This is a genomic window from Methanoregula sp. UBA64 (genome assembly GCF_002502735.1).
Classification (GTDB): Archaea; Halobacteriota; Methanomicrobia; order Methanomicrobiales; family Methanospirillaceae; genus Methanoregula.
Map to the genome: position 1 here is coordinate 339,906 of NZ_DAQC01000001.1, position 25,983 is coordinate 365,888.

Below are 25,983 nucleotides of genomic sequence, written 5' to 3' on the forward strand. Positions count from 1 at the left end.
GGACCAGGGACATGAACGCAGACCTGCTCTCCAAGACCTCCCGGCAGATCGTCCGCCACCGGCTCACCAACTACCTGGCGAGCATTGCGGTCGTGCTTATTCTCGTCCTGCTCATCGAACTCGTCAGCCGGGGAAACCACCTGCTCAGCATTATCCTCATCGAGCTCATCAGTATCGCGGTCGCCATTGCGGTCTTTGTCATTGTCTGGAACAGCAGGCGGATCGCCTCCGACTCGTTCCTCCTCGCAATCGGTCTCTCGTGCCTGTTTACTGCGTTCCTTGACACGTTGTTTACCTTTTCTTTTGTCAACCTCCCGCTCCTCCCGGGCATTGCCGGGGGCATGACCCCCCAGTTCTGGATTGCCGCCCGGTATTTCCAGGCCGCGTCCCTCCTTATTGCGGTAGCGCTCATCGGGAGATCCCTTACCCCAAAAGGAAAATATGATACCCTCATTCTGACGATTACCTGTGCCGGGATATTTCTGGCCCTTGTGGCAGGAATCGTGATCTGCCATGAGTTCCCCGACTGTTCCAATGCATTTGCCGGCCCCTCGCTGTTTAAGTCCGCGAGCGAATATCTCATCTCTGCTCTCTTCCTGATAACGGCCGGTTATCTCCTGTTCCGGCGCCGGCACCTCGATCCCGAGGTCGGGACATTCCTGGTTATCGCCATGCTCTTTTTTGGCTGGGGCGAACTGGTCTTTGCAATCTCCGGGAATGGCATTGAGCCCATGAACGTGGTTGGGTTCTTCATCAGGTTCGTGGCGGTGTACTACCTCTATCGTGCAATCGTGACTGTGGGGGTCACCCGGCCGTTCGACCTGCTCTTCTGTCAGGTGACCGAACGGGAGCACGAGCTTTGCTTAAGCGAGGAACGGTACCGGAAAATTGTCGAGACCCAGACGGAACTGATCAGCCGGTTTTTGCCGGACGGGAGGCACGTCTTTGTCAACGATGCCTACTGTCGGTTCTTCGGCCTTACCCGCGATGAAATCCTCGGGAAAAAGATGCCGGCCCATTGTGTGGTCGAGAACCTCACCGACCTTCGGGCAATCTTCTCCGGTCTTACGCCCCAGAAACCGGTAATTGCAGATACCTGCCAGGTGACCCGTTCTGACGGCTCGATCCGCTGGGTGGTATGGAACGACCAGGCGATCTTTGCTCCCGACGGGACCGTGGTTGAATTCCAGTCTGTAGGAAGGGATATCACAAAACTGCACGAGGCAAATGAGGCGCTTGAAAAGGCGCACGAGAAGCTCGCCCTCCTCTCCGGCATCACCCGGCACGATATCCTCAACCAGCTGACCGGGTTAAAAAGCCTGATCTACCTTGTCCAGAACGAGCCGGGGGACCCTGAAATTCCTGCAATGCTCAAAAAAATGCAGAATATTGCTAATGTTATCGAAGACCAGATCTCGTTTACCAAGGATTACGAGGAGATGGGGGTAAAAGCCCCGGTATGGCAGGACGTGACGGCAGGAATTGAACGGGCGGTTGCGGCGCTTCCTTTGGGAACTACCCGGGTCCAGGTTGAGACCGGGGCTGTGGAAGTCTATGCCGACCCGCTCTTTGAGAAGGTATTCTATAACCTCATCGACAATTCGCTGAAGTATGGCGGAAAAAACCTGTCGGCCATCCGCATTGTTTCCCAAAAGACTTCCGAGGGCCTGGAACTGGTGTATAGCGATAACGGCGAGGGAATCCGGGATGAGGATAAGAAAAAATTGTTTTCCAAGGGTTTCGGGAAACATACCGGGCTTGGTCTCTTCCTTGTCCGGGAGATCCTCGCTATCACCGGGATCCGGATCGAAGAGACCGGCACCTTCGGGACCGGCGTGATATTTATCATTACCGTTCCCGTTGATGGATACCGTTTTATTAAGGAATAACCGGTTAACGGCAGTACCCGCGATCTGTTTTTTGATATTTTCCCGGCAGATCCGGGCAGAATGCATATGGCAAGATTTAAGGAGTTCGATTTATTAAAAAAGCCTGATACGTATGGAGAGAACTAGTTCCTGTTTTGGAGTGTGTGTCTTCCTTCTTCTTATCGGGTGCATCGTCTTCGCGGGATGTACGGACAGTACGCCCTCACGGGTTGTATCCGCCACGCCAACAACTGCGGCGACAGCGCCCCTAACAACAACCGCCATGGTGCAAACTTCCGCTGCAACGCCGGTTACTCCTGCTGCGGCCACCGGTTTGTCCACGTATAAGAATGCACAGTATGGCATATCCCTACGGTATCCAAGTACCTGGGATGTCCAGGAGCCGGACTCCCTTGCCATGCGGGACTACGGGAAGTCCACCATCAATATCGTCAATTTCTACAGCCCGGGGAAAGAAACCTACGCGGTTTTCAGCGTTGATATCGACCCGTACTCAGCGACCGATCTCGAATCCTATTACAACCACGCGGTTCTTGCCCTCCAGTCATATTACCCCCACTGGACCATGACCAAACACAACCCCCAGATGGTAGTCTCGGAGAACAAGGCATACCGGATCGATTACAAGGTCGAACACGAGGACAGTATAAAATACGACTATGCCTACCAGGTCTATACGATCGCTGACAAGTCCCCGTATATCTTTACCTACCAGGTCCAGAACATTCCCCCTTCGGACGGTACCTATAACGAGTATCTCGATGAATCGCAGGACATGATAAAAAGTGCCACGATCACGCCCGTTTCCCTGACCGGCAAGACCCGGTAATTATTCTCTCTGGCGGGAATATCCCCCGGGCTTTTTTTTGTATCTGGGAGCAGGATCCTTAACCATCAGGCCGGGCTGACCGGCTCTTCGCGCGGGGCAATCACTTTTATTGTCAGGTGGCGCTGGAACACCTTTTCGAATGCCTTTTTCTCCGCTTCCACACCCCAGACCTCGAGCTGGGAGTCTGTTTCGGCAATGATGGCAAGCACGGCTTCGTTCTTGTCCGCTTTTACAAATTTCGTGTGCTGCACCAGGCCGGAGTGGCTGCGGTCGAGGCTCTCGCCGAGCCGGACAAACATGGCAAGGACGAGCACCATCTGCTGTTCGCTGGCATCGAGGTCCGGGATGTCCAGGTGTTTTTTCTTCGGTTTTTTCTTCCGGTGGAACCGGGCGGTATTTGCAATAATATCGATCTCTTTCTGGTCAAAACCGAGGAGCTCGGAGTTTTTTATGATATAATACGAATGCGCATGATGGTTGGTATAGGAGATGAACGAGCCGATATCGTGTAGGAATGCAGCATATTCGAGGAGTTCGCGTTCCCACTCCCCGTAATCGTGCAGTTTTGCCTCTTTTGCCGAGTCGAAGATCTCAAGCGCCAGCCGGGTGACCGTCCGGGCATGTGACTCGTTTATCCCGCAGGAACGGCCCAGCTGGAGGACGCTTGTCTCCCGGGGAGAGAGCGTCCCAAAGAGCGGGTAGTCCTCCATCCGCGAGAGGTAGTCGGCAAGGAGGCCGTCCTGGAGACCCCGGTTGGTGACGGTAAGCTGTTCGATACCGAGTTCTTTCATGAAGGTTTCGAGGATGATTGCACCGGCGATGATAATGTCCGCCCGCTCGGGGTTGATCCCCGGCACTTTCTTCCGCTCCTCGAGGGAAAGCGAACAGAGCATCTCGATGGTCTTTTTGAGATCCCGGTAGGTGAGCGTCCCGACAGGAGCGGCAGTCTCCTGCGGGGAGGTTTTTGCCGCGATCTCCGCGAGGTTCATGATGCTGCCGGAGCTGCCGATGGCAAGATCGATTCTCTGGTTTTTGATCTTCTGGACCGTATGGATGATCGCGTTTTTCACGTACTGCTGGAGGAGCCGGTACTGGTCGGGGCGGACCGGGCCGGTCTCGTCTCTGGTAAAGAACTGGTTGGTGAGGCGGATCGCGCCGAGCTTGAAACTGTCAAGAACCTGGTACTGGTGCTGGCCGCCCACCGAGATCTCCGTGCTCCCCCCGCCAATATCGATAAAAAAGGCCTGTTTTTCGCCAAGGTGGAGGCTTGCGGCAACGCCGAGATAGATGAGCCGCGCTTCCTCGCGGCCGGGGATCACCCTGACGTCCAGCTGCGCCTCTTCCCGGATCCGGCTGAGCAGTTCGGCCTGGTTCTGTGCCTCCCGTGCGGCCGAGGTTGCGACCGCCACGAACTCCTCGGCAGCAAACGTGCGGGCGAGATCGGCAAACTTCCGGCAGACCAGACAGGCCCGGTCGATTGCTTCCGGCGTGATCTCCTCGTCGTCAAACTCCCCTTCGCCAAGGCGCACCTGCTGTTTTTGCCGGGTCAGGATGCTGTAGGAGTGGTTCGGGTTGAACCGTACAACGAGCATGCGCACCGAGTTTGTACCGATATCGATGAAAGCTACGATCCGTCCGGTCGAGCCGATCTTTTTTGTCTTTATGATATCACCAGCGGTAGTGCGAAGACCTCAGCGAAGAGGTCGCCTTTTTTTATGGCCCGCTCCCTGCAGGGACCGGTATCTCCGGTTCCGGTTAGTTCGCAGAGGATTTCAGTCTCGCGTATGGTGCAGCGGAGATCCGTGACGCAGTTGTCGCGGGTATAGTCCAGGCCGTCGGCGATCCGGAGCAGCGCGGCAAGAGCAAGGACGCATTGTTTGTCTGCCTGCGGGAGGAGCCGGTAGAACCCCTTGTGCCGGATGGTAACCCCGCCGCCATGAAGCCCGACGATAAGCGCGATCATTCCCTGTTCTTTTACCGTTACCGGGAGATCGCCTGCCGCGAGGATCCTGCCCGCCCCCCGTCGCTGGTGGCCGGCCCCGCCTTCTGCCCAGCCGATATCATGGACAAGTGCGGCATACCGGAGGAGGGCGCGGTCCCGGTCCGGGAGATTATGGAGCGCAGAAAGACCATAAAACAGTTTGTCGGCGAGCCCGGCGACCTGTATGCTGTGGGCCTGCTGGTCCGGCACCTCTTCGAGCATTCGGAGGAATGCAGGCTCTTCCCCGTTTTTTTCTGGTTTTCTCTGGCGCCGGCAGGCTGAACGCTGGCCTTCGAGCGCACAGGCTTCGAGGTCTTCCCAGAAACCGGTACGGGCGAGTGCGTCCCAGCGGCGCACGAACTGCCGGTAGAGCCGGTTCCGCTCTTTCTCGCGGTTGTACTGCAGCTGGCGGAGCGGGGCGAGATCGAGAATCTTCTTTTGCAGGGAGATCGCCCGCAGAGCCTTTCGCGACCGGGCATCGAGGACTGCCTGCCCCATCTCGTTTATCCAGATGTCGCAGTCATGGATCTCGCCAAGCAGGTCCTGAAGCCGTTTGAGCTGCGCGATCTGTTTTGCCATCCCTCTCCGGTACAGCGGCGCGAAGGTTTCGAGCGTGTACCGGAGTTTTTTAAGCGCAATCCGGAGCGCATGATGTTCGGGGACCGCATCCGGGGAATGGACAATAGTGTCGTACTGCTGCGGCTGGATCAGCCGGGCGCCGATACGGTCCGCGGCAACCGGGAGGATGCCGGAAATACAGTTCTTTTTCCCCCGGATCTTCTGCATTGCGAGCGCCTGGCAGGTTCCCTTCAGTACCTGGAGTTTCCCGCCCTCTTCGATTCCATCGAGGACTGCGATCAGGTTTTCCTGCTGCTCTTTGCGTTCGTTCCGCAGTTTTTTCTGGAGGTGCACGAGCGGATTCGCATCGTTTTTTCCGTCTGCGGTTTTCTCATCATCTCTCTCTGCGGGATCAGGACGCCCGGCCTTCAGGTATTTTTTTAAAAACGCGATCCTGACATCGGTATCCCGGGCCGCCCCGAGGGCCCGTGTACATTCCTTTATCCCGCGGATTCCCTGATGCAGATCTTTTTCCGGGAAACAGGAGGAAAAGAGCGGCAGTGCAGCCCGGAGCCGGCGGGAGGCTACCCTGAGCCGGTGGACTGCTTCGGGATCGTCCGCGGACCGGGCCGGTCCGAGCTCTGAAAGGAACGCATCGAGCAGGGGCAGGAGACGCGATGCCGCAAAGGAGCATGCGCCGGGGACCGGTACTGCCGGATCATTTGGCTGCATGGTACCAGGATCCCGGGTGCGCGAGGAACCATGCCTGGGAATCGACCGGGGGTTCCCCCTGTTTTGGGAGTCTGCGGGCATACGACCCGTCCCCGGACATCAGCCGCAGCTGCTGGTTGTCCGCGAGCTCGGTGGCAAGAATGGTAGTAAGGAGCGCTTTTTTGATCGCCGGATCGGTCACCGGGAAGAGCACCTCGACCCTGCGATCAATATTTCGCGGCATGAGATCGGCGCTCCCGAGCAATACCTCGTCTTTCCCGCCATTCCGGAAATAGTAGAGCCGGGCGTGTTCGAGAAAACGGCCCACGATCGCGCTCACCGTAATGTTCTCGCTCATGCCCTTAATCCCGGGGCGCAGGCAGCAGATTCCCCGGATCTGGAGGTCGATCTTTACGCCCGCCCGTGAGGCCCGGTACAGGGCCGTGATGCACTCCAGGTCAACGAGCGCGTTCATCTTGAAGATGAGGTGGCCGCCGCCCTCTTTTTTGTGGATTGCAATCTCCCGGTCGATCCGCGAGATCATGCTGCTTCGCAGGGTGACCGGGGCGACCACGAGCTTCCGGTACTGGTCGAAACGGGCATAGCCGGTCAGGAAGTTGAAGAGGTTTGCCGCATCGTAGCCGATGTCCCGGTCGCAGGTGAACATGCCGAAATCGGTATAGATCCGGCTCGTTGTTGCATTGTAGTTGCCGGTCCCGAGGTGCATGTAGCGCCGGATCCCGTCCTTTTCCCGGCGCACGACCATGCAGAGTTTCGCGTGGACCTTGAGGCCGACGACACCGTAGACCACGTGGACGCCGGCCCGTTCGAGCGCCCGGGCCCATCCGATATTGTTCTCCTCGTCAAACCGGGCCTTGAGCTCGATCAACGCCGCTACCGCCTTCCCGTTCTCCCGGGCTTCCATGAGTGCTTTTACGATCGGCGAGTTGGAGCCCACCCGGTACAGGGTGATCTTGATGGCAAGCACGTCCGGGTCGTGGGCAGCCTGCCGGATGAAATTTATCACCGGGGTGAAGCTGTCGTACGGGTGGAAGAGGAGGATATCTTTTTTCCGGATCGCCGAGAACATATCTTTTTCCTCGGCAAGCTCGGGCGGGACGGACTGCTGGAACGGGGGATCCTTGAGCTCGGGCCGGTCGAGCGAAAGAAGCTCCATGAGGTCGGCCATCCCCACCGGGTAGCCGATCCGGTAGAGCATCTGGGGGCCGATCCCCAGTTTCTTCTCAAGCATCTGCACGGTGTTCTCGTGCATGGTCGAGTCGACCTCGATCCGTACCGGCGTCCCGCGTGCCCGCTGTTCCATGATCTCTTCGACCGTTGTCAGGAGATCGGATGCTTCGTCTACCTCGATATCGAGATCTGCATCGCGGGTGATGCGGAAGGGGTACGCCCCGACCACTTCGAGGCCCGGGAAGAGGAGATCGAGATGGGCGGCAATAAGATCTTCAAGGTAGACAAGGTGAACGTTCTTGTCGTCACGGACGCCATCAGGTGCCGGCACCCGGATGAGCCGGGGGAAAAGGCCGGTGGGCACCTTGATCCGTGCGAAGAGTTCTTTTTTGTTCTGGTCGCGGACAATGATGGCAAGGTTGAGCGAGAGGTTGGAGATGAACGGGAACGGGTGGGCGGAATCAAATGCGAGCGGGATCAGGACCGGGAAGATCTCTTCGACAAAATAGGTCTTAAGTGCCTCCTTTTGCCGGGGATCGAGGTCGCGGCAGGGCGAAATAAAGATCCCGGCGCTGGCAAGCCGGGGAAGGATCTCGCGGTTCCAGCAGTCGTACTGGAGGGAGAGTTCGGGAACGAGCGCTTTTTCTATGGCAACGAGCTGTTCTGAAGGGGTCATCCCGTCGGGAGGTGCCTTGAGGAAGCCCTGGGCTGCCTGGCGCTGGAGGCCCGAGACCCGGATCATGAAAAATTCGTCCAGGTTGTTTGCAAAGATGGAGAGGAACTTTACCCGTTCGAGCAGCGGGTGGCGTTCGTCCATGGCTTCTTCGAGCACATGGTGATTGAACCGGATCCAGCTCAGTTCGCGGTTGATATACGGGACGGGGGAATCGGGCAGAGGGAGGGCATCGGTCATGCGTTCTTCCCGGGAGATGCAGGTTCTTGGTACGGACAGGAAGCATCTCCCGCGTTATATACTGACATTGGGAGGCCGTCTTTATCAATTCCTCCCCCGGACAGAGACCTATTGGGATCACAGGAGATCCCCGTAAGAAATTTTGGGAATCTGTAAATATGATCCTCGTAAGATGATTCTGGTATGAAGTACTGGTATCTTCCTGTTGTGTTCATCGTGATCGCATTCCTGGTCTGCGCCGGCTGTACGCAGAGCACCCCTTCTGCGCAGAACAGCTCGGCAACTCCGTCATCAGATATAACCAAGAAAGTGTACGTGGTCGGTATCGACGGCGATTATTTCCCATATTCGTTCATCGATTCAAACGGTACGCCCACCGGCTTCGATGTCGAATCGATCCAGTGGATCGCTCAGGACCAGGGATTTACGGTAAAGATCCAGCCGATGGCCTGGGACGGTATCGTCCCTGCGCTCCAGACCGGTAAGATCGACATGGTCTATTCGGGTATGACCAAGACCCCCGAACGTATGGAACAGGTGAACTTCTCCAAGACCTACTGGGTGGTCAACCAGGAAGTGGCAGGCCGTAACGACACCACGCTTACCATGAATGATTTCTATGCCGGCAAAGTAAAGATCGGGACCGAGCGCGGTTCTTCGGCCAACACCTGGATCGAGAACAACCTCCTCAAGAACGGCACGCTTGCAAGTTCCAATCTGACCCTCTACGACAACTTCCCGCTTGCCGTGACCGATCTCCAGAACGGGCGCGTGGACGTGGTCATGTTCGATGAGCCGGTCATCGCCCATGCCATGAAGAACCAGCCCATGAAAAAGATCGGGATCGTTCAGACCGATGAAGAGTACGGGGTTGCCGTCCGGATGGGCGACACAGCGCTCCAGACTACCTTAAACACCGGTATCGACCACCTCATGGCCTCGGACAAGTGGCAGGAACTTATTAAGAAATACGATATGCAGTAACGAAAAAACCCTCATTTTTCCCTTTTTGTTTTTTCCGGCATTTCCCCGTACATTCCTGTGTCGACGGCACAAGGTAGCGGGATCATTTCATAACGATTAAATGGTGTAAACCGCAAAAACGAGAGTTGGATGATCAAAAAATCTGCGTATTGTGTACTCGTGCTCCTTGTGCTCGCGGGGGCATGCCTTTTTGTTGCCGGATGTACCCAGAGCGGGAATACCCCTGCTGCCACCTCCGGTAACGGCACCACGGAAAAGACCTATAAGATTGGAGTAGACGGGGCATACCCGCCCTACACGTACATTGACAAGGACGGTACCTTCCACGGCATTGACGTGGATTCCGCCCGCTGGATTGCAAAGGACAAGGGCTTTGCTGTCGAGTTCCAGGCAATCGAGTGGGACGGTATCATCCCGGCGCTCCAGGCAGGAAAGGTCGACATGGTCTACTCGGGGATGACCATCACGCCCGAACGCCAGGAACAGGTCAACTTCACCATCCCGTACCTCAAGATCAACCAGACGATCGCTGTACGGAACGACTCGGCCGTCAGCATTGACAATATCCTTGCAGGAAAAGCAATTATCGGCGCCCAGCGCGGCACTACCGGGGCAATCTGGGCGGAAAAGAACCTGGTCGAGACCGGCAAGATGTCTGCTGACCACTTAAAGGAATACGACAACTTCCCGCTTGTCATCACCGATCTCATGAACAAGAACATCGATGCATCCATCTATGACGGGCCGTCCCACCTGACCGCAATCGAGGGAAAACCCATCCGCATCATCTATAATATCGATACCGGTGAACAGTACGGCGTTGCGATACGAAAAGACAACCCGGAGCTCCTTGCCACCATGAACGCCGGCCTTGCAGACCTTCATGCGGACCCCTACTGGAAACAGCTCATCACCGCATATAACCTAACAGGTTAAACACTATCCCGTAGCAATTATTCCCGGGAACTCTTCCCGGGACCCCCTTTTCGGGGATACCACACCATGACCGAGGCTCTCCTTACCATACTCGTCGACTGGCTCCCCTACCTGCTCCAGGGTATCCTGCTCACCCTGGCGCTTGTGGTTGCAGCCCTGGGTCTTGGCCTTATTATCGGCCTGCCCATGGCGCTTGGCCAGATCTACGGGACAAAGCCGGTCCGGTATGCAATCGAGGTGTACGTCTGGTTCTTCCGGGGACTTCCGCTTCTCGTGCTCCTCTTCTTGTTCTACTTCGGTGTGTTTCCCTCGCTGGGCCTTGACATCCCCGCATTTTACATTGCCATTGTTGTCCTGGGCCTCCGGGGCTCTGCCTACCAGTCCCAGATCTTCCGGGGTGCCATCCTTTCCATATCCGAAGGCCAGATGACCGCGGCACGGTCGCTTGGCATGACCCGGTGGCAGGCAATAAAGACCATCATCCTCCCGCAGGCAATGCTCGTCGCCCTTCCCGGCTGGTCAAACGAGTACCCGACCGTGCTCACCGACACCTCGATCTGCTATGCGATCGGCGTGATGGAACTTTTAACCCGCACCTCCCAGATCGTGTCCGAGACCTACATCACCATGCCGATCTACCTGGCATGCGCCTGCGTCTATATCGCCATGAACTATGCGGGAATGAAGTGCCTCAACAAGCTTGAAGAAAAAGTGATGGTGCCCGGATTCGGCCACGCAAGTACGTGATATCATGACAGATTCAGGATGTGTTTTACAAGTCGAGAACCTCTCCAAGTCCTTTGGCGGGACAGAGGTGCTTCGCGGCATCTCGTTTACGGTGCGGCGGGGCGAGACCAAGGCGTTTATCGGCCCGTCGGGGACCGGCAAGAGCACGCTCCTGCGCTGCATCAACCAGATCACCGAGCCCGATGGCGGGCAGGTCTGGCTGGATGGCGAAGAGGTGACGAACTGCGGGACGAGGATCAACTACTTCCGGCAGAAGATGGGAATGGTCTTCCAGAACTTCAACCTCTTCGACCATTTGACCGTCCAGAAAAATGTCGAGATCGCGCTCTTGAAAGTCAGGGGGATGTCGCAGGAGGAAGCCACCAAAAAAGCCCTTTTTGAGCTCGAACGGGTCGGCCTTGCCGACAAGGCAGACTGCTACCCGGCCCAGATCTCGGGAGGGCAGGCACAGCGTGTCTCGATTGCCCGGGCGCTTGCCATGGACCCGGACGTGATGCTCTTTGACGAACCGACCTCGGCGCTCGACCCGGAGCTGACCCGCGAAGTGCTCGAAGTGATCCGGATGCTCGCAAAGCAGGGTATGACCATGCTTATCGTGACCCACGAGATGCGCTTTGCCCTCTCGGTTGCAAACGAAGTACTCTTCATGGAGAACGGGACGATCGCAGAACGGGGAACGCCGGACGATGTGCTCAACGGAGCCGGCTTTGAACGCATGAAGAAATTCATCGGAAAGATCGAGGAATACCGGTAGAGCAAGCGAGCCTGAATGCCCATGGACCAGATCACCTTCCTTACCCAGATCATTGCCCCGGCCTTTGCAAGCGGCCTTGTGATGACGGTTGCGCTCATTCTCGTAGCTGCGCCGTTTGGCTTCTTGCTGGGCTGTGCTGTTGCAGTGGGCCGGGCGTACGGGAGCCCCGGGGTAAAGCTGATCGCGAAAGGCTTTGTGATCTTCTGCAAGGGCTGTCCGCTCCTCCTCCTCCTCTTTATCCTGTACTTCGGCATGCCGTCCATCGGGATCGTGCTCACGCCGTTCGTGGCTTCGGTGATCGGTTTTATCTGTTGTAATGCGGCCTACAACTCCGAGTACATCCGGGGTGCAATCCACGCGATAAAAGACGGCCAGATGACCGCGGCGCAGGCGCTCGGGATGTCCAAGTGGCAGGCCGTCCGCTGGGTCGTCCTCCCGCAGGCACTCAGGAAGGCATTCCCGGGGATCACCAACGAGTTCATCTACCTGGTGAAATACTCGTCCCTGGCATACATGATCACGCTTATCGAGCTGACCGGTGCGGCAAAGATGATCGCAACCAAGTATTTCATGTACAACGAGACCTTCCTCTGTGTCGGTATCGTGTACCTCATGCTCGTTACCATCACGACGATCGCCGCACACTTCATCGAGAAGAAATATGCAATCCCGAGCGGGCAGGCAGCCTGCAGCCCGGTTGCTTAAACACAGGAATCTCTTTTTTTATGGTGAACCCATCACGGTCAGCAATCCGCCGTTGCGAGGGCCAGATCCAAGAAAACCATTTTCCTGATACAATCTTTTCCCGAATTGTCGCAGGAAATTTTCATTACACATTTTTTGTCTTTGTTTCCGGCACTCCCCCTAGCGAGACGGGTGAAGCGGTGCCACCCGTCGAGCGCGAGGGGGCAGGGGGGCGCGTGCTCGTTTTACCATGATATCGTCCGGTAAAGAGCTGCCATAAAAAATCGCATGGTTATTAGAAAGGATGTGTATTTTACGTCTCTAAAAAAATGAGATTATTCCCTTTGTCACGCCGACCCACAATCTCACGAATCACCCGGTGTCTTTCGCGGGTACTGGACAACCGCAAAGAGCAGGGCCGCAGCCAGTACCAGGACCGGGAAGAAGGCAAGGGTGGCAACGAGCCCGATATGATCGGCAATCACACTCGAAACCGAGACGCCGACTCCACCAGCTCCCATCGCGATACCCATGAAAAGGCCGGAGACAAAGCCGATCCGGGTTGGCATGAGTTCGTGGGCCATGGCGATCGTAACCGAGAACGATGCCCAGAGCATGAACCCGAAGCAGAGCATCGCAGCGATCTGGATCGCACCCTGCGTCAGGAGGATCGCAGCAAAGGCCGGAATGGCGCACAATGTCGTTGCAACGACAACGGGTTTACGGCCCACCCGGTCGGAGAGATATCCCCCGGTGAGCTGGCCGACAACGCCGGCAAGGAGCATGGCGCTCACCAGAAACGTGGCTGTCAGCAGCGGGTAGCCGGAGAGGACCAGGTACGTGGGAAGGAAGGTCATTGCCCCGAACGTGACCCAGGCGCGGAGCGTGGAACCGGTAAAGAGCAGGATCACCGGCTTCCAGTTCTCATCGCCACCGGATTTTTCCGGTCGTGCCGCTGCCGGGCAGGTATCGGGAATCGGGCGGACGATGAGGAGGAGTGCGCCGAGAACCGCGGGGATTATCAGCCAGGTAACTGCCGGAAGGCCGCCGGTCGTGATCACGATGCCGCCAAGGATCGGCCCGAGCGCCTGGCCCAGGTTGCCGCCCACCACAAAGAACGACGTGAGCCGGCCCCGGTTGCCCGACGCCGCGATTGCATCTACCTTGCAGAGCGCACCCGGGTGGAAGGTTGCATGGCCCACCGCGGAGATCGCAACGCAGCAGAGCATGATCGTGTAATGATCGGACAGGAAGCCCAGGAATGCGATCCCGCAGCCCGAGAGGAGGATGGAGATCGCAACGCTGACCCGGAATCCCTTCTTGTCCGCGAGGCTCCCAAAGACCGGCTGGAGCGCCGATGAGATCAGGCTGTGCATCACCGGGAGGAGCGCGGCCTGGAAGTAGCTGTACCCGAGCGTGGTGATAAGGAGCGGCTGGAGCGCCATCAGCACCGGGGCATAGATATCGTTAATCAGGTGCGCAAGCGTCAGCTGGGCGATCTCGCGTACCCGCGACGGTTCGTGTGCCGGTGCGGAATGTTCTGTGGAGGCCGGGGTCTCTTCGCTCATGCAGACCGCTTCCCGCAGTCGGACAGATCGGAGAGTTCCGCGATCCGCTCGTCGTACACCGCTTCGAACGCAGAGAAGACCCGGGCGAGAAATACCCGTTCGTCACCGGTCAACGTGCCAAGACGGTCAAAAATCCTCTCGTACATCTGTTCGTGGGTCTTCTCGTGATTGTCGTATGCGATCTTTCCTGCGGGGGTCAGGACCAGCGAGACCTCTTTTTCGTTTCTGATTCCCCGTACTTTCTTTACAAATCCTTTCTTCTTGAGCCGGGTAACGGTCTGCGATGCTGCGGACGGCGTCACGCCAAGGAGCCCGGCAATGGTCCGGATATTGTTCTCCTTTGTCCTGCCGATTGCCTGGAGCGTGTGGATCTCGGATAAGAAAAGTGGCGTCTCCACGCCAAAGGTACGGGGCATATTCTCCATAACATTCATCTTGTTCCGGATCCGCATCCAGCTGCGGTACAATTCCGGAAATTCAGGGGGGCGATTGTCTTGTTCTGGCATTTATGAATATAGTTAATGATTAAGATACTAATTAAAATTATCCGGATCCTGTTCATGGCAGCAGTTCCCCGGCTCAATACTTATCTGGGAGACCCGACAACAGAATCAGTATGACTGGCGAAGAGAGGACAGAGCGCTGCGAAAAACACCGCCACCGCCACGGCGGGGCATATATGTTTATCCCGGCCGGGATCCTGATAGGTCTTGGTGTCGGACTGCTGGTTAGCCATCCGGCTTCAGGAGTTCTGGTTGGCCTGGGTCTGGGCTTTATCGGTACGGCTCTTGCCCGGGTAAAGACTCCCCAGGCATCGGAAAACGGTGTCGGCAACCAGAATGATTATTACCGGAGATCGTCCCCGGTTCTTTTTGGCGTTCTCGGGATCTTTCTGATCTGCCTGGGCATCGGTATTGTCTGGGTACCGGCCGGCTTCTGGCCGGTCATGGCCGCGGCATTTTTGATCCTGCTCGGGGTCTGGATCCTGTACCGGGGTTTTGCTGCCGCACAGGGATAACCTCCCTTTTTCCTGTCGGCCGGTTCCTGTGCTCGGCCGGAACATCTCTTGGATAGACCGTTCCCGGGTGCCGGTGTGTTGCAGTCTGATCGTTAAAGCCCGGAAAAAATCCGGCAAAAAAAATTTCAGCGCGAAAAAAAGTTGTCAGATAGCAAGCCGATTATCGGATAATTATCCGATAATCGGATGTACATCTGACTGGCAAAATTTTTCTTTCGGCGTGAACTTTTGAAGCGATCCGGATTTTTAAAGAAAAAAACCGGATCGTCCGGGCCGGCATATTTTTTTATGGCAAAAGATCTTTGCGAAAAAAGTACGGTTTGTATTTTCTTTATTCCTTATGCTCTGCCGCTTACCGTTGTTTTCCTGCTATGGCACCGGCCAGAACGATCACAGACAGGCAGGCAATGACGGCGATTGCCGGTGACAGTGGCGCAGCTATGCCCGGAATTCCCGGAAGGGTTGGTTTTTTGAGTTCCAGTGTGGTCGTCACGGTCTGGTCTGCAACCACCCGTACCTGGTTCTCGGAGGGAAGATAGCCTTCAAGCGTTGCATTTACCGTGTGGTTGCCGGCAGCAAGCCCATTGAGGGTTACCGGTGCCGTCCCGGAGGGCGTGCCATCGATGCTGATCGCGGCCCCTGAAGGGGTTGTGTTGATGAAAAGCGATCCGGTCTTTGGCACGAGCGTTGCAGTCACTTCGGTGATCGATCCGGATTCCACCTTTGCCGGAGTGGAGAACGGCTCGTAATCGAACCGGGAAAACACAACCTGGTAGGTGCCGGGATTGAGGTTATCGACAACAACCGGCGTCTTTCCCTTGTAGTTCCCGTTCACGGTCACCGAGACATTATCCGGGACCGAACGCAGGTCGAGACTCCCCGGGACTGGCGCCGGTGTCGCGATACTGATGCTCGGGTTTCCCAACGTGACCGAGAGGGTTGTGAACTCTGCCTGGCTTAAATGTGCCTTGTCGGTCTGGCTGTTGACTGCCCAGACCGTGTAAGTGCCGGCATCGATGCTTCCGCCCGGGTTCCAGTTATATTCCCAGCGGCCATTGCTGTCCACGCTGACCGGGGTAAACCCGCCCTGGTCGGTCCCCCGGTTCAGGTTATCGAGGGCTACCCCGTTTGCCGGGAGATTCGGCCCGGTCACAAAAAGATAGACCGTTGAACTGTCCGAACAGTAGCCCGAGAGCTTCACGGTATTTCCCAGGTACGACTGCACCGAACCGCTGGCAGCGGCAAGTCCGGCAAGAACGATGAGAAGGCAGCATGCTGCAATGATATTTCTGGATTTCATCAGCATATCACTAGGAAAGGCTGGCTCTTTTGGTTATAAAAAAGGATCTGTTGGGATTTTTATCAGGATTTATGCTGTGCTGTTCGTAGCATTTGTGGCTGTGGCAGCAGTCTGGGTTGTGGTTTCGAGGGTTGCGATTGCCACCGGCGTTGCGGTGGTCGGGAGAGCAACCGCAAACTGGAGGTCGATACTTCCCTTCGGAGTTGTGGTAGACGCGGTCTTTACTACCTGTCCCGCGCTGTACACGATCACCTTGAGTTCGTCGCCGGATCCGTCCGTCTTTGCAAGCGAGACACTGACCATACCGTCCTTGGTGGGGATGATATAGTAATGGTCGCCGGTATCGGTCACGGTAACCTTCGAGCCCGGTGTCCCTACCTGGCCGGTGTAGGTCTTGTCATAGATCACTTCGGCCCATATGCCTGTCTGGGGAACAACCGGTGCTGCGGTTGTCGGGACGGTCGTTACCACGGGTGTTGCGATCGTGGTCGGAATGGTTGTATGAACCGTGGCGATTGTCGTGGGCACCGTTGTCGTGACCGGGGTGGATGCCGGGGCCTGCCCGTTCTTTAACAGCATGAATCCGCCGGCTGCAACCGCGATGATGACGATCACGATGATTGCAATCGGGAGGATGCCAAAGCGCTTCTTCTTTGGTGCGGCCGGGATGGGCGGCAGGGGTACTACGGGCGGGACTGCCGGTGCGGGTTCCCCGCCATCTGCGGGGGCTGCGGCAGTTGCCGGTGCCGGGGAGATGACCGTCTGGTCGTCCGGTGCAGCGAGCGGTGCTGCTGCAACCGGTTCAGCCGGGGCGGTCTCCGGGACAGCGGTATGCGGAGTCAGTGCGCCTTCCGGTTCCGGAACAGCATCCATCGGTGCTGCACGGGGAACGGAATCTTCAATCAGGGGCTCGATCGAGTGGATGATCTGTTCGATGGGCCGGCTCTTGCGGTCTCCGGAGACCGGTACCGCTGCCGGCGCGGTGGAGATCTGTTCCGGCGCAGCAGCTGCCGGTGCCGGGGTTTCCGGTTCGCCGGGTTCTGCCACTTTGGTCCCGCAGCGGTTGCAGAAAGTCGAGCCGGGGGGAATACGGTTGCCGCACCTGCCACAGAAGGATCCTTCCGGCAGGCTCGTGGTCTCTACGGGTTTTGGCGGGAGGTGATCGGTCTCGACCGCGATCTTTTTGATCGGGCGCGAGACTTCGATCTTCTTTTTTATGCCGGACGAACCCGCATAGTCCTGCCGCGGCGGCTGGGCCGCAGGCTGGGACGCGGGCATCATCTCTACCGGGTAGGACGAGGCCTCGGCAATGTATTTCTTTAACTCCTTGACCCATTCCCCGGCCTCGCGCCGGCGTTCCCCGCCGGTCTGCATGGCATACGTGAGCGCGAGCTCGCGGGTGTCTGCGGTATCGGTCAGGATAGTCAGCGTGATGACCGGGTCACGTATGGCGTTCTCCCCGATCATGACGTTGCGTATCGTAATTAACGGGATCTGCTGCGTAGGGACAACGTTTTTCTCGCTGTCGATGATGATGAGGCGCCGGCTGGTGAGCACCAGTTCGAACGGCACGGACTTTACCTTGACATGCTGTGCCGTCAGGATGATGGACTCGTCGCTTTTCAAATCGGGATAGCCCATAGAACCACATTCCCTGTTGTTATATCCGGTATACTGCCCGGGTGGGCAAATACCTGTTCATCTTATGTATCTTTTCCGATGTTTATAAAGAAGAGGTGGATGGCGGTCACATCAGTTCCCGGCCGCCCATATACGGGCGCAGGACTTCGGGGATCGTGACCGTGCCGTCCCGGTTCTGGTAATTCTCTAAGATGCACCGGAGCGCCCGCGAGGTGGCGATCGCGGTCGAGTTGAGCGTGTGGACGTACCGTTTCGACTCGAAGTTTTCCTTGTCCCGGACCCGGATGTTGAGGCTCGTTGCCTGGTACGCGGTGCAGTTGGAGCAGGAGACGACCTCCTTGTACGCGTTCTCGCGGGGCATCCAGGCCTCGATATCGTACTTTTTCGCAGCCACCGTGCCGATATCCCCGGTACAGATGTTGACTACATGGTAGGGGAGGCCGAGTTTTGTGAAGACTTCCTCGGCATTTGCCAGGAGTTCCTCGTGGATCGTCCAGGAGTCCTCGGGTTTGCAGTACACAAACTGCTCGATCTTCGTGAACTGGTGGACGCGGAAGAGCCCTTTGGTGTCAAGACCATGGGCACCGATCTCGCGCCGGAAGCAGGGCGAGAGGCCGCAGAGGCGTAAGGGAAGATCCTTTTCCTCGAAGATCTCGTCCTGGTACATTGCGGCGATGGGGTGCTCGCTTGTTGCAATCAGGTACGCGTCGTCGCCATCGATCTTGTACATGACCTTCTCGAAATCGTCGAGATCGGTAACGCCCTCGTACGAGCTCCGGTTGATCATGAACGGCGGGACGACCGGGGTAAACCCTTTTTTGATGAGGAGGTCGAGCGCAAAGTGCTGGAGCGCGAGGTCGAGCATGACAAGGGGACCTTTGAGGAAATAGAATCCGGCACCGGAGGTCTTTGTCGCCCGCTCGAAGTCCGCCCAGCCGTTGTCTGCGGCAAGCTGGCCGTGGTTTTTGAGCTCGAAGTCGAAGGTGCGCGGGGTGCCGACGCGCTTGATCTCGAAGTTTTCGGTATCGTCTTTTCCCTGCGGCACGCTCTCGTGCAGGATATTGGGGAGGCGCATGAGCCGGGTATGGATGATTTTTGTGATCTCTTCCTGCTCGGCATCGTTCTCCTTGATCTTTTTGGGGAGCTCTGCGGCCTCTTTCATCAAAGGCGCCGGGTCGCTGCCAGCCTTCCTGGCCTCGTTGATCTCCCGCGCGATTGTGTTTCGCCGGCGCCGGAGCTCATCGGTCTGCACCTTGAGTTCGCGTGACCGGGCGTCTTTAGAGAGTATCTCATCCACCCATGCGATCTTATCTGTGGCGTTCCGTTTCGTGAGATCGGCTTTGACAATCTCGGGGCTCGCCCGTACAAACCTGATATCCAGCATCTGGCACAACCTCGGGAGAATATCCCCGGGAACAACCTTCCCCTGAGACATCCCTCCCGTTCTCTATTACTATATTGGCGTGTTTTCCTTTATTATGTTTGAAGGCGCCGGTACACGTACACGGATATGATGCTCTACCCCGAACGCTGATTCGGCCAGAGCATCCTCCAAAAAAAAGATGTGTTGCCGATGCCTGCCCCTGCCACGAATCCCTGGGAGACCGAGTATGCCCGGAAAGGCCGGGTCTGGGGCGGAGCGGTGCATAACCTCCCGGCGCTTGGGCCGGGAGAGAAGGTTCTTGAACTCGGCTGCGGGAACGGCAAGACCTTTGGCGCGCTGCGGGAACGGGGCTGCATTGTTACCGGTATCGATATCTCGGCATCCGCAGCAGCATTGTGCCGGCACCAGGTTCCCGGTACGGGGGCCGGAGAAGTTGCCGTTGCCGATGCCTGCTGCCTGCCGTTTTTGGCCGGGGCGTTCGATGCCGTGGTGGCGTTTCACGTCATCGGGCATCTTCCGGGACAGGACCGTGCCCGGGCAATGGAAGAGATCGCCCGCGTGCTGCGGCCCGGCGGGAACCTGTACTTCTCGGCATTCTCCCGGGAAGACTTCCGTGCCGGGCAGGGCACGGAATGCGAGCCCGGGACATTTGCGCGCAAAAACGGGATCGCGACCCATTATTTTACCGAGGACGAAGTGCGCTCCCTTGCCGGCAGCCGGTTTGGCGGGGAGTGCAGGACGCATACCTGGTATCTTGCCGTGCGGGGAGAGCGGTTTTTACGGGCGGAGATTAGCGGACGGTTCAGCCGGTTATATCCATGATGAGGAGTCCCCACATGCCAGATCTATTAGGATTTTCGGTGTTTTAGAAAAATTGAGATTCTCGCACTTACCTGCCCAAACGATAGCCCCCGCCGCCCCCGAAGGGGCGCCCCCGCGGCGGATCAAATGAGATAGGTGGGCACTCATTTGCCCGAGCAGAGGGCCCGGCAAGAAGCCCGAGCGACTCCGAGCATCAGCGAGGAGGGGGAGAATCGCTCATCGTATGAAATCAGGCTTACCTTCAGAATCAGAACGCCATAAAAAATCCGATGCTTACCGCACGAAACTAAAAAATAGAAATATCATTTCCGGCGCAGGGCGATTACCCCGCAGACCGCCACCGCCCCGGCAAGCGCGGCAATCCCGGTCCCGGAGACTCCTGCCTTTTTGGTCGGTGTCGGCGCCAGGTCGAGCGATTCAAAGACCGTGACGGTGTTCCCTGCGGTGACCGTTACCGTCTTTGTCCGGGTCACATAGCCGTCCGCTTCCAGGCTTACCGTATGCGATCCCGGGGCGATCCCGGCAAACGTGTCCGGGCTCTCGCCGGCGTACACGGAATCGATATACACGTGGACCGCTGCCGGCGAGGTGCTGACCTTTATTGCGCCGAGTGCCGAGGCGTTCACGGTCGGGACCGCTGCGGCCTTAGCCGGATCGATCACGGTATGCTTCAGGCTCGGGAGCGCGGAAGAGTCGGCAAGCGTCCGCGCATAGCCGTCCGGGAAGGTTACCGTGATCGTTTTCGGGGAAAAGTCCGCGGAGATCACCGTGCTCACCGCAGAATTCTGGAGGGCAACCTGTGCTTTCTTGAAATCCATTGGAGCGGTCTGGTATTCTGTGCCGGTCGCGACGTCGTTTGTCACTGCAAAGTTCTTGAGAATCAGGGATGCCTGCGATTTGTCAAAGGAGACGACCTGCGGCGGATCGGAACTGGTGGCGAGCCCTTTTACCAGCTGTTCCTGGAGCACAGACTCGGGGATGGCATTCTCAATCACCCCTTCGAGCGTGTACCGGAACGTGGCTGAGGCATCGCCGTTTTTGTCCACCGTAATACTGAGGGAATCTGCGGTAAAGGCCTGCACCGGCAGGATCAGGAACAGGGCGGTCAAAAAAATGCACAGCAGGATAACCGGCCGGGCCGGCAGGAAGGAACGCGTCATGGGAATCACACGGGCACAAAGTGTAAGGAATATTTGTACTGGGAAATGTAGCTTCTTTCCTGCGATATAGGTTTCATACATCCCGTCCGGTATCCGTGACCCGGGGCCGGTACCACATCCATGTTGATATACGCCCCTGTCACAAATACTGTACCAGCAATGATAGAGTCGATCCTCGGTATCATCCTCCACCTTGACCAGAACCTTGCCGGCATTGTTCATACCTATGGCCTCTGGACGTATCTCATCCTCTTTATCATCATCTTCTGCGAGACAGGTTTTGTCATAACGCCGTTTTTGCCCGGGGATTCCCTGCTCTTTGTATCGGGAGCCCTGGCCGCGAGCGGGATCTTAAACCTCGAACTGCTGATCGCCGTGTACATCCTCGGGGCGGTCATCGGGGATACGGTCAACTACTGGCTGGGGAACTATCTCGGCCTCAAAGTCTTTGTCGAAAAGTTCCCGGGCCTTGTGAAAAAAGAGTACATCGATCGGACCCACTGCTTCTATGACCGGTGGGGCGGGGCAACGATCTTTGTTGCCCGGTTCGTCCCCTTTGTCCGGACCTTTGCGCCGTTTCTGGCCGGTGTCGGGTCGATGAAGTACCGCAGGTTCCTCTTCTACAATGTCCTTGGTGCAGTGGCCTGGACGCTGCTTCTCGTGCTCGGCGGGTATTACCTGGGCGCGCTTTCCGTAGTAAAAGAGAACATGAGCCTGATGCTCCTTGGCGTCTTTATCCTTACTGCGGGGGCGATCCTGCTCATCATCGCCGGCCTCATCTCCTCATGCCGGAGAAAAAAGCCGGACTGTGACTAACCAATTTTTGTTTAAAAAAGGCTCTGTAGAACACTTTAAGTGACACTTTGAAATTTATTGCGAGGGAACCACGGGTGTTCGCCGCCTCGTCGGGGCTCGCCCCGTGGAGCAAAACCGTACATGAGAAACACAATTGAAATATTTTCATTTGGCAGGGGGGGTCAAGGGGTTTGCCCCCCTTGGGCTGCCTCCCCCTCTGGGGGAGAGAGGGGGTCACACTCTCAAATGCGGTTTGGTGAAGGGAAATGATTTCTACAGAACCAAAAAAGGAGAAAACCCGGGGCGCATATCCGGCGCTTATGCCCGGTGGGTAACCTTCATGCCCGCGTTATCGACCTTTGTCTCGATGGCGATCTCGAGGCCGATGGGTTTGAGGATCTTCGCTAGAGCCTTTTTATCCCGTTCGGTGATGATCGCGATCGCGGGCCCCACCGAGCTCATGCCGACAAATTCGAGGCCGGCCTCCCGGAGCATGCTCATGTACTGGTAGATACGGTAGCTGTGGTGCTCGACCTCTGCACGCTTCGAGCCGCGGAACTCGATCTCCCAGATGATGTCGCCGATCTTTTTGAGATCTGCGCGTTCGAGTGCCGGGATAAGGTCCATCATGAAGAAATACGCCTTGAGTTCCCGGTCCCGGTAATCGAGCGTCCGCGCCCGGTTCATCAGGAGATCGAACTCTTTAGTTCCCGCAGACGAGATGTCCGAAGGCGGGAGGACGATAAAGACGTTTTTTCCTTCCGCGAACGGGTGGTGGTACACGAGCACGAGCTCGTCGCCCATCACGGCCATGCCGCCATGGGTGCTCGCGGCCGGCCCGACCCCGGTCTCGAAGCCGAACGCGATCTTCCCGTCCGAGGTCTCCTCGACATAGTTGTGGCCGATGAGCCGGCGCAGCTCGGCATTGGTGAGCGGCGCGCCGACCGCTTCGTTGATCGCAGTCGCGACCGCGATCATCACCGTGCTTGTCGACCCGAGGCCCACGTGTTTTTTCTGGTGATCTGCGGCCTTGATCTTAAATCCGCCGGTGTATCCCACGGTCTTGGAAAATACGGCAACAAAGTTCTCGATGATGGCCGACCGGTTGTAATCGATCACGAGCCCCTGCTTCGTGCACTCGGCTTCCGCCGTGCAGTAGCACTGGATGGCAAACCCGATCCCGCCGCCGCCCGCATGGTCCGGTGCAAACCGGTTCATATCGAGAACGGACAGATGGATCCGGGCCGGTGCTTTTACCAGCACCTTTCCCTTCCGGGGAGCCAGTTTGTATTTCTTCTTCTCAAGCCCGAGCGTCTTTTGGATCTCTCCCGGGAGAAACGACCTGAACTCGTATTCCACGAGATCCAGGTCACCGCCGCGTATCATCATGACCGGCATGGTCTGTCAGTGGTTATCCACTCTCCCGGAAAGAAAAGGTTTCGCTCTTGATTTTTTTAAAAAAAGAAAAAGGGAATGAGGAAAAAAATTATTTCCCGGTGCCGGCCTGGTTTGCAACCGAGGCCGTTGCCTGCTCGATCTCTTTTTGGTCGCCCAGGTAGTAGTGCCGGACCGGGCGCAGGTTATCGTCGAGTTCGTACACGAGCGGGAAGCCGGTGGGGATGTTGACTTCAGTTATCACATCGTCCGGCACATGGTCGAGGTACTTGACGAGCGCCCGGATACTGTTCCCGTGGGCTGCGATAATGACCTTCCTGCCGCTTTTTATGGAGGGGGCGATCGTTCCTTCCCAGTAGGGCACGACCCGCGCGAGCGTATCGGCAAGCGACTCGGTTGCCGGCTGTGCCTCTGCGCCCAGCCCCGCGTACCGGGGATCGAAACGCGGGTGCCGCGCGTCGTCCGCGGGAAGTGCCGGGGGGCGCACGGCATATCCCCGGCGCCAGAGCAGGACCTGATCTTTGCCGAACTTCTCGGTGGTCTCGCGCTTGTCAAGGCCCTGCAGGGCGCCGTAGTGGCGCTCGTTGAGCCTCCACGAGTGCTCGACCGGGAGATACATCAGGTCCATATGATCGAGCACGATCCAGAGCGTCCGGATCGCCCGGCGGAGCATGGAGGTATAACAGAGATCAAAGGACAGGCCGGCCTCCGTGATGAGCCGGGCGGCCCGTTCTGCCTCCGTTCTTCCTTTCTCCGAGAGGTCGACATCGGTCCAGCCGGTAAACCGGTTCTCCTTGTTCCAGGTACTCTCGCCATGACGGAGCAGGACAATCGTGTACATGAAAAATCCCGGTTAGTACTGGCGCTGCCGTACCATAAAAGGGCGGTTTTCCCCCGCGAAAAAAAAAGTTTGGACTCCCGGTTACTTTGGCCAGATCCGGTCAAAGAAGACATTTTTGCCGGTTGCCGAAAGCGGGATCGCGTAGGCAACCGTGCAGTCTTTGCCGAGCAGGCCGAGCGCAATCGCGATGGAGCCGGCGCTGAACATGATCCGGTTGTCCGCATTGTGGATCTGTGCGATCTTTGCCGCGGAACCGACCGCAATCCCGAGGTCGGCCATCTTGATCGCGCAGTTGGGCCCCGGGTAAGGCCGGCGTTCCTTTTTTGCCTTGTTCTTCTGAACGGCTTTTTGGAACTCCGCGCAGCCTGCATACCCGCACGCCCCGCAGTTGATGCCCGCAACGTCCCGTCCGGCGGCGCCGACAAGCACGCAGGCATCGCCCGCGGCAATGTTTGCGGCATCGCGCAGGAAGAACCTGTACGGCTCGTGGGCTTCGCCGTAAGTCTTCATTGCGGCCACGAGTTTTTTTATCTCCGCTTTCGTGAGCACTTTTATCACGATCGAGTCAACGCCCCTTCCTTTCGGGGCGGTCCGGGCCGCAAGCGCCATGAGCCCGGCAACCGTTTGCAGGGCATCCTTTTCCGCAGTCATACACAGGGTATGGGAAGCTGCGGTGCAATAAACCGGGCGGTTACCGAAACGAAAGAAAGGAACCGATCACGGCAAGACCCGGAACGCGGTACCGTAAAAGAGTGCTACCGTGCGCCCGGATCCATCAATGACCGTTACGGTAAAGATATCGCAGGTCTCGTTTTTGGCCGTGCGTTCTGCAACGGCGGCAATCCGGCCCCGGGCCGGCGCCAGGTACTGGATGTGCACGGAAATTGCGGTGTACTGCACCGGGCCGCAGTTCGAAGCGATCCCGAATGCATGGTCGGCAAGGGAGAAGACCGCGCCCCCGTGGGCTGCGCCGTGCGGATTGAGTTTTCCTGTACAGTCCATCTCCACCCGGGCATAACCGTCGCGGGCGTCCGTGATATGCATGCCCAGCAGCCGGGCAAAATCATTGGTTTCGAAAAGTTCGACCGGACCGGGTGCCGGAGATTTGTCTGCTGCAGGATTCATCGGCACCTTCCCGGCATCTGCGCCCCTTTTACTTGTACTGCTTTTTCGAGTACGCATACTTCTGGGTTTCCCCGCCGTGTGCAACGATATAGAACCATTCGTAGAGCGACTTTGCTGTCCCGAACTGCTGGTAGCGGCGCATGGAGAAGCCGACTTTGAGGCTGCCCAAAAACCGGACCCTGCCGACATCCTTCATCCGCATGGCAATTTCGAGATCGTCACCGGCATCGATGCAGCGGTACATGCCGGCTTTAACAAACAACTCTTTCCGGAACGCGGTGTTGCAGCCGAGCGTGTAATAGAACGTCCTGCTGTAGTACCCGATCCGGGAGAAGGTGTTTGCCAGGAAAAGCGAGAACCGGTTCCCGATGCTGTCTTCGATCGGGTATACCGGGCCGTACACCTGCGCGAGCTCCGGTTCTTTGAGGAACGCGTCCCGGATCTGTTCGAGCCAGTCCGAAGGAAGGATGCAGTCAGCATCGGTAGTTGCGACGATATCCCCTTTTGCGGCTTCGACCCCGTCGTTGCGGGCCCCGCCGACCTTCTTGCTCTTCTGGATAAAGACCATATCGGCATATTTCCGGGCTATCTCGCAGGTCTTGTCGGTCGAACCGCCGTCAACCACAATGACCTCGTACTCGTTTCTGGCGAGCGTCTGGTGCGAGAGCGAGACAAGACACTGGGCGATATTTGCCTCTTCGTTAAATGACGGGACAATGACCGATATCATGGGAAAAAACGGACTCCTGTACTTTTT

24 protein-coding genes are annotated in these 25,983 nt (G+C 57.4%); 10 read left to right on the forward strand and 14 right to left on the reverse strand.

Translation table 11 applies throughout. The features are described from left to right. The first annotated feature begins 11 nt into the window (after nucleotides 1–11). Together BP758_RS01680 and BP758_RS01685 are read left to right on the forward strand one after the other, a co-directional pair. Nucleotides 12–1,889 (forward strand): MASE3 domain-containing protein, encoded by a 1,878-nt coding sequence (locus BP758_RS01680; RefSeq protein ID WP_292368088.1) that lies wholly within the window; start codon nucleotides 12–14, stop codon nucleotides 1,887–1,889. A 139-nt stretch (nucleotides 1,890–2,028) separates the two neighbouring features. Continuing rightward, nucleotides 2,029–2,718, forward strand: coding sequence for a hypothetical protein (locus BP758_RS01685; RefSeq protein ID WP_292368090.1), 690 nt, complete (start codon nucleotides 2,029–2,031; stop codon nucleotides 2,716–2,718). A 65-nt stretch (nucleotides 2,719–2,783) separates the two neighbouring features. Here BP758_RS01685 and BP758_RS01690 read toward each other — a convergent pair whose 3' ends face one another. The 3 genes from BP758_RS01690 to ppk1 all read right to left on the reverse strand — a co-directional run bounded on the left by BP758_RS01690 (nucleotide 2,784) and on the right by ppk1 (nucleotide 8,072). Next, a complete protein-coding gene (locus BP758_RS01690) occupies nucleotides 2,784–4,310 on the reverse strand; it encodes an HD domain-containing protein (protein ID WP_292368092.1) in 1,527 nt (508 codons plus the stop codon). 68 nt (nucleotides 4,311–4,378) lie between these two features. Next, nucleotides 4,379–5,989: a CHAD domain-containing protein gene (locus BP758_RS01695; RefSeq protein WP_292368094.1), complete on the reverse strand. Its 1,611-nt coding sequence runs from the start codon at nucleotides 5,987–5,989 to the stop codon at nucleotides 4,379–4,381. Beyond that, complete coding sequence (gene ppk1, locus BP758_RS01700; RefSeq protein ID WP_292368096.1) at nucleotides 5,976–8,072, reverse strand: polyphosphate kinase 1; 2,097 nt, start codon at nucleotides 8,070–8,072, stop codon at nucleotides 5,976–5,978. Before ppk1 ends, BP758_RS01695 begins: the two co-directional genes overlap by 14 nt. A 183-nt stretch (nucleotides 8,073–8,255) precedes the next feature. Between ppk1 and BP758_RS01705 the strand changes: the two genes are divergently transcribed. The 5 genes from BP758_RS01705 (at nucleotide 8,256) to BP758_RS01725 (ending at nucleotide 12,198) form a co-directional block, all read left to right on the forward strand. Next, entirely contained in the window at nucleotides 8,256–9,056 is an 801-nt protein-coding gene (locus BP758_RS01705) for a transporter substrate-binding domain-containing protein (protein ID WP_292368098.1), read from the forward strand. A gap of 129 nt (nucleotides 9,057–9,185) precedes the next feature. After that, complete coding sequence (locus tag BP758_RS01710; RefSeq protein ID WP_292368100.1) at nucleotides 9,186–9,992, forward strand: ABC transporter substrate-binding protein; 807 nt, start codon at nucleotides 9,186–9,188, stop codon at nucleotides 9,990–9,992. 66 nt (nucleotides 9,993–10,058) lie between these two features. Then, a complete protein-coding gene (locus BP758_RS01715; protein WP_292368102.1) occupies nucleotides 10,059–10,739 on the forward strand; it encodes an amino acid ABC transporter permease in 681 nt (226 codons plus the stop codon). Nucleotides 10,740–10,743: 4 nt separating this feature from the next. Further along, nucleotides 10,744–11,493, forward strand: a complete 750-nt coding sequence (locus tag BP758_RS01720; RefSeq protein ID WP_292368104.1) for an amino acid ABC transporter ATP-binding protein — start codon at nucleotides 10,744–10,746, stop codon at nucleotides 11,491–11,493. Between the two features lie 21 nt (nucleotides 11,494–11,514). Then, the gene (locus BP758_RS01725) at nucleotides 11,515–12,198 is read left to right on the forward strand and encodes an amino acid ABC transporter permease (RefSeq protein ID WP_292368106.1); all 684 of its coding nucleotides are present in this window, start codon (nucleotides 11,515–11,517) and stop codon (nucleotides 12,196–12,198) included. Nucleotides 12,199–12,542: 344 nt separating this feature from the next. Here the strand turns inward: BP758_RS01725 and BP758_RS01730 are convergent, their stop codons facing one another. Together BP758_RS01730 and BP758_RS01735 are read right to left on the reverse strand one after the other, a co-directional pair. Continuing rightward, nucleotides 12,543–13,745, reverse strand: coding sequence for an MFS transporter (locus tag BP758_RS01730; RefSeq protein WP_292368108.1), 1,203 nt, complete (start codon nucleotides 13,743–13,745; stop codon nucleotides 12,543–12,545). Next, on the reverse strand, nucleotides 13,742–14,179 hold the full coding sequence (locus BP758_RS01735) for a MarR family winged helix-turn-helix transcriptional regulator (RefSeq protein WP_292368110.1): 438 nt from the start codon (nucleotides 14,177–14,179) through the stop codon (nucleotides 13,742–13,744). The genes BP758_RS01730 and BP758_RS01735 overlap by 4 nt, the downstream gene beginning before the upstream one ends. A 182-nt stretch (nucleotides 14,180–14,361) precedes the next feature. Here BP758_RS01735 and BP758_RS01740 point away from each other — a divergent pair, with 182 nt between their 5' ends. Further along, nucleotides 14,362–14,763 carry a hypothetical protein gene (locus tag BP758_RS01740; protein ID WP_292368111.1) on the forward strand — a complete coding sequence of 134 codons (402 nt, stop codon included), beginning with the start codon at nucleotides 14,362–14,364 and terminating at the stop codon, nucleotides 14,761–14,763. A 352-nt stretch (nucleotides 14,764–15,115) separates the two neighbouring features. Here BP758_RS01740 and BP758_RS01745 read toward each other — a convergent pair whose 3' ends face one another. From BP758_RS01745 to serS, 3 genes are all read right to left on the reverse strand, one after another. Continuing rightward, the gene (locus BP758_RS01745; RefSeq protein WP_292368113.1) at nucleotides 15,116–16,069 is read right to left on the reverse strand and encodes a PEGA domain-containing protein; all 954 of its coding nucleotides are present in this window, start codon (nucleotides 16,067–16,069) and stop codon (nucleotides 15,116–15,118) included. A gap of 63 nt (nucleotides 16,070–16,132) precedes the next feature. Next, on the reverse strand, nucleotides 16,133–17,704 hold the full coding sequence (locus tag BP758_RS01750) for a zinc-ribbon domain-containing protein (RefSeq protein ID WP_292368115.1): 1,572 nt from the start codon (nucleotides 17,702–17,704) through the stop codon (nucleotides 16,133–16,135). 106 nt (nucleotides 17,705–17,810) lie between these two features. Further along, complete coding sequence (serS, locus tag BP758_RS01755) at nucleotides 17,811–19,088, reverse strand: serine--tRNA ligase (protein WP_292368118.1); 1,278 nt, start codon at nucleotides 19,086–19,088, stop codon at nucleotides 17,811–17,813. A gap of 189 nt (nucleotides 19,089–19,277) precedes the next feature. Between serS and BP758_RS01760 the strand changes: the two genes are divergently transcribed. Next, nucleotides 19,278–19,910: a class I SAM-dependent methyltransferase gene (locus BP758_RS01760; protein WP_292368120.1), complete on the forward strand. Its 633-nt coding sequence runs from the start codon at nucleotides 19,278–19,280 to the stop codon at nucleotides 19,908–19,910. 302 nt (nucleotides 19,911–20,212) lie between these two features. On the opposite strand, the gene BP758_RS01765 is transcribed toward BP758_RS01760, so the two are convergent. Continuing rightward, complete coding sequence (locus BP758_RS01765) at nucleotides 20,213–21,070, reverse strand: PEGA domain-containing protein (protein ID WP_292368122.1); 858 nt, start codon at nucleotides 21,068–21,070, stop codon at nucleotides 20,213–20,215. 159 nt (nucleotides 21,071–21,229) lie between these two features. On the opposite strand from BP758_RS01765, the gene BP758_RS01770 reads away from it, so the two are divergent. Beyond that, complete coding sequence (locus tag BP758_RS01770) at nucleotides 21,230–21,886, forward strand: VTT domain-containing protein (protein ID WP_292368123.1); 657 nt, start codon at nucleotides 21,230–21,232, stop codon at nucleotides 21,884–21,886. Nucleotides 21,887–22,183: 297 nt separating this feature from the next. Here the strand turns inward: BP758_RS01770 and BP758_RS01775 are convergent, their stop codons facing one another. The 5 genes from BP758_RS01775 to BP758_RS01795 all read right to left on the reverse strand — a co-directional run bounded on the left by BP758_RS01775 (nucleotide 22,184) and on the right by BP758_RS01795 (nucleotide 25,956). Further along, on the reverse strand, nucleotides 22,184–23,263 hold the full coding sequence (locus BP758_RS01775; protein ID WP_292368126.1) for a GHMP kinase: 1,080 nt from the start codon (nucleotides 23,261–23,263) through the stop codon (nucleotides 22,184–22,186). Between the two features lie 88 nt (nucleotides 23,264–23,351). Further along, entirely contained in the window at nucleotides 23,352–24,101 is a 750-nt protein-coding gene (gpmA, locus tag BP758_RS01780) for a 2,3-diphosphoglycerate-dependent phosphoglycerate mutase (protein WP_292368128.1), read from the reverse strand. Nucleotides 24,102–24,182: 81 nt separating this feature from the next. Further along, nucleotides 24,183–24,752, reverse strand: a complete 570-nt coding sequence (locus BP758_RS01785; RefSeq protein ID WP_292368129.1) for a ferredoxin domain-containing protein — start codon at nucleotides 24,750–24,752, stop codon at nucleotides 24,183–24,185. A gap of 66 nt (nucleotides 24,753–24,818) precedes the next feature. Next, the gene (locus tag BP758_RS01790) at nucleotides 24,819–25,226 is read right to left on the reverse strand and encodes a PaaI family thioesterase (protein ID WP_292368131.1); all 408 of its coding nucleotides are present in this window, start codon (nucleotides 25,224–25,226) and stop codon (nucleotides 24,819–24,821) included. Between the two features lie 28 nt (nucleotides 25,227–25,254). Then, entirely contained in the window at nucleotides 25,255–25,956 is a 702-nt protein-coding gene (locus BP758_RS01795; protein WP_292368133.1) for a glycosyltransferase, read from the reverse strand. Nucleotides 25,957–25,983 lie beyond the last annotated feature (27 nt).

Coding starts and splice junctions, on each gene's coding strand:
- BP758_RS01680 (WP_292368088.1), top strand. CDS start 12: ATGAACGCAGACCTGCTCTCCAAGACCTCCCGGCAGATCGTCCGCCAC.
- BP758_RS01690 (WP_292368092.1), bottom strand. CDS start 4,310: ATGCTCGTTGTACGGTTCAACCCGAACCACTCCTACAGCATCCTGACC.
- BP758_RS01695 (WP_292368094.1), bottom strand. CDS start 5,989: ATGCAGCCAAATGATCCGGCAGTACCGGTCCCCGGCGCATGCTCCTTT.
- ppk1 (WP_292368096.1), bottom strand. CDS start 8,072: ATGACCGATGCCCTCCCTCTGCCCGATTCCCCCGTCCCGTATATCAAC.
- BP758_RS01705 (WP_292368098.1), top strand. CDS start 8,256: ATGAAGTACTGGTATCTTCCTGTTGTGTTCATCGTGATCGCATTCCTG.
- BP758_RS01710 (WP_292368100.1), top strand. CDS start 9,186: ATGATCAAAAAATCTGCGTATTGTGTACTCGTGCTCCTTGTGCTCGCG.
- BP758_RS01715 (WP_292368102.1), top strand. CDS start 10,059: ATGACCGAGGCTCTCCTTACCATACTCGTCGACTGGCTCCCCTACCTG.
- BP758_RS01720 (WP_292368104.1), top strand. CDS start 10,744: ATGACAGATTCAGGATGTGTTTTACAAGTCGAGAACCTCTCCAAGTCC.
- BP758_RS01725 (WP_292368106.1), top strand. CDS start 11,515: ATGGACCAGATCACCTTCCTTACCCAGATCATTGCCCCGGCCTTTGCA.
- BP758_RS01730 (WP_292368108.1), bottom strand. CDS start 13,745: ATGAGCGAAGAGACCCCGGCCTCCACAGAACATTCCGCACCGGCACAC.
- BP758_RS01735 (WP_292368110.1), bottom strand. CDS start 14,179: ATGAATGTTATGGAGAATATGCCCCGTACCTTTGGCGTGGAGACGCCA.
- BP758_RS01740 (WP_292368111.1), top strand. CDS start 14,362: ATGACTGGCGAAGAGAGGACAGAGCGCTGCGAAAAACACCGCCACCGC.
- BP758_RS01745 (WP_292368113.1), bottom strand. CDS start 16,069: ATGCTGATGAAATCCAGAAATATCATTGCAGCATGCTGCCTTCTCATC.
- BP758_RS01750 (WP_292368115.1), bottom strand. CDS start 17,704: ATGGGCTATCCCGATTTGAAAAGCGACGAGTCCATCATCCTGACGGCA.
- serS (WP_292368118.1), bottom strand. CDS start 19,088: ATGCTGGATATCAGGTTTGTACGGGCGAGCCCCGAGATTGTCAAAGCC.
- BP758_RS01760 (WP_292368120.1), top strand. CDS start 19,278: ATGCCTGCCCCTGCCACGAATCCCTGGGAGACCGAGTATGCCCGGAAA.
- BP758_RS01765 (WP_292368122.1), bottom strand. CDS start 21,070: ATGACGCGTTCCTTCCTGCCGGCCCGGCCGGTTATCCTGCTGTGCATT.
- BP758_RS01770 (WP_292368123.1), top strand. CDS start 21,230: ATGATAGAGTCGATCCTCGGTATCATCCTCCACCTTGACCAGAACCTT.
- BP758_RS01775 (WP_292368126.1), bottom strand. CDS start 23,263: ATGCCGGTCATGATGATACGCGGCGGTGACCTGGATCTCGTGGAATAC.
- gpmA (WP_292368128.1), bottom strand. CDS start 24,101: ATGTACACGATTGTCCTGCTCCGTCATGGCGAGAGTACCTGGAACAAG.
- BP758_RS01785 (WP_292368129.1), bottom strand. CDS start 24,752: ATGACTGCGGAAAAGGATGCCCTGCAAACGGTTGCCGGGCTCATGGCG.
- BP758_RS01790 (WP_292368131.1), bottom strand. CDS start 25,226: ATGAATCCTGCAGCAGACAAATCTCCGGCACCCGGTCCGGTCGAACTT.
- BP758_RS01795 (WP_292368133.1), bottom strand. CDS start 25,956: ATGATATCGGTCATTGTCCCGTCATTTAACGAAGAGGCAAATATCGCC.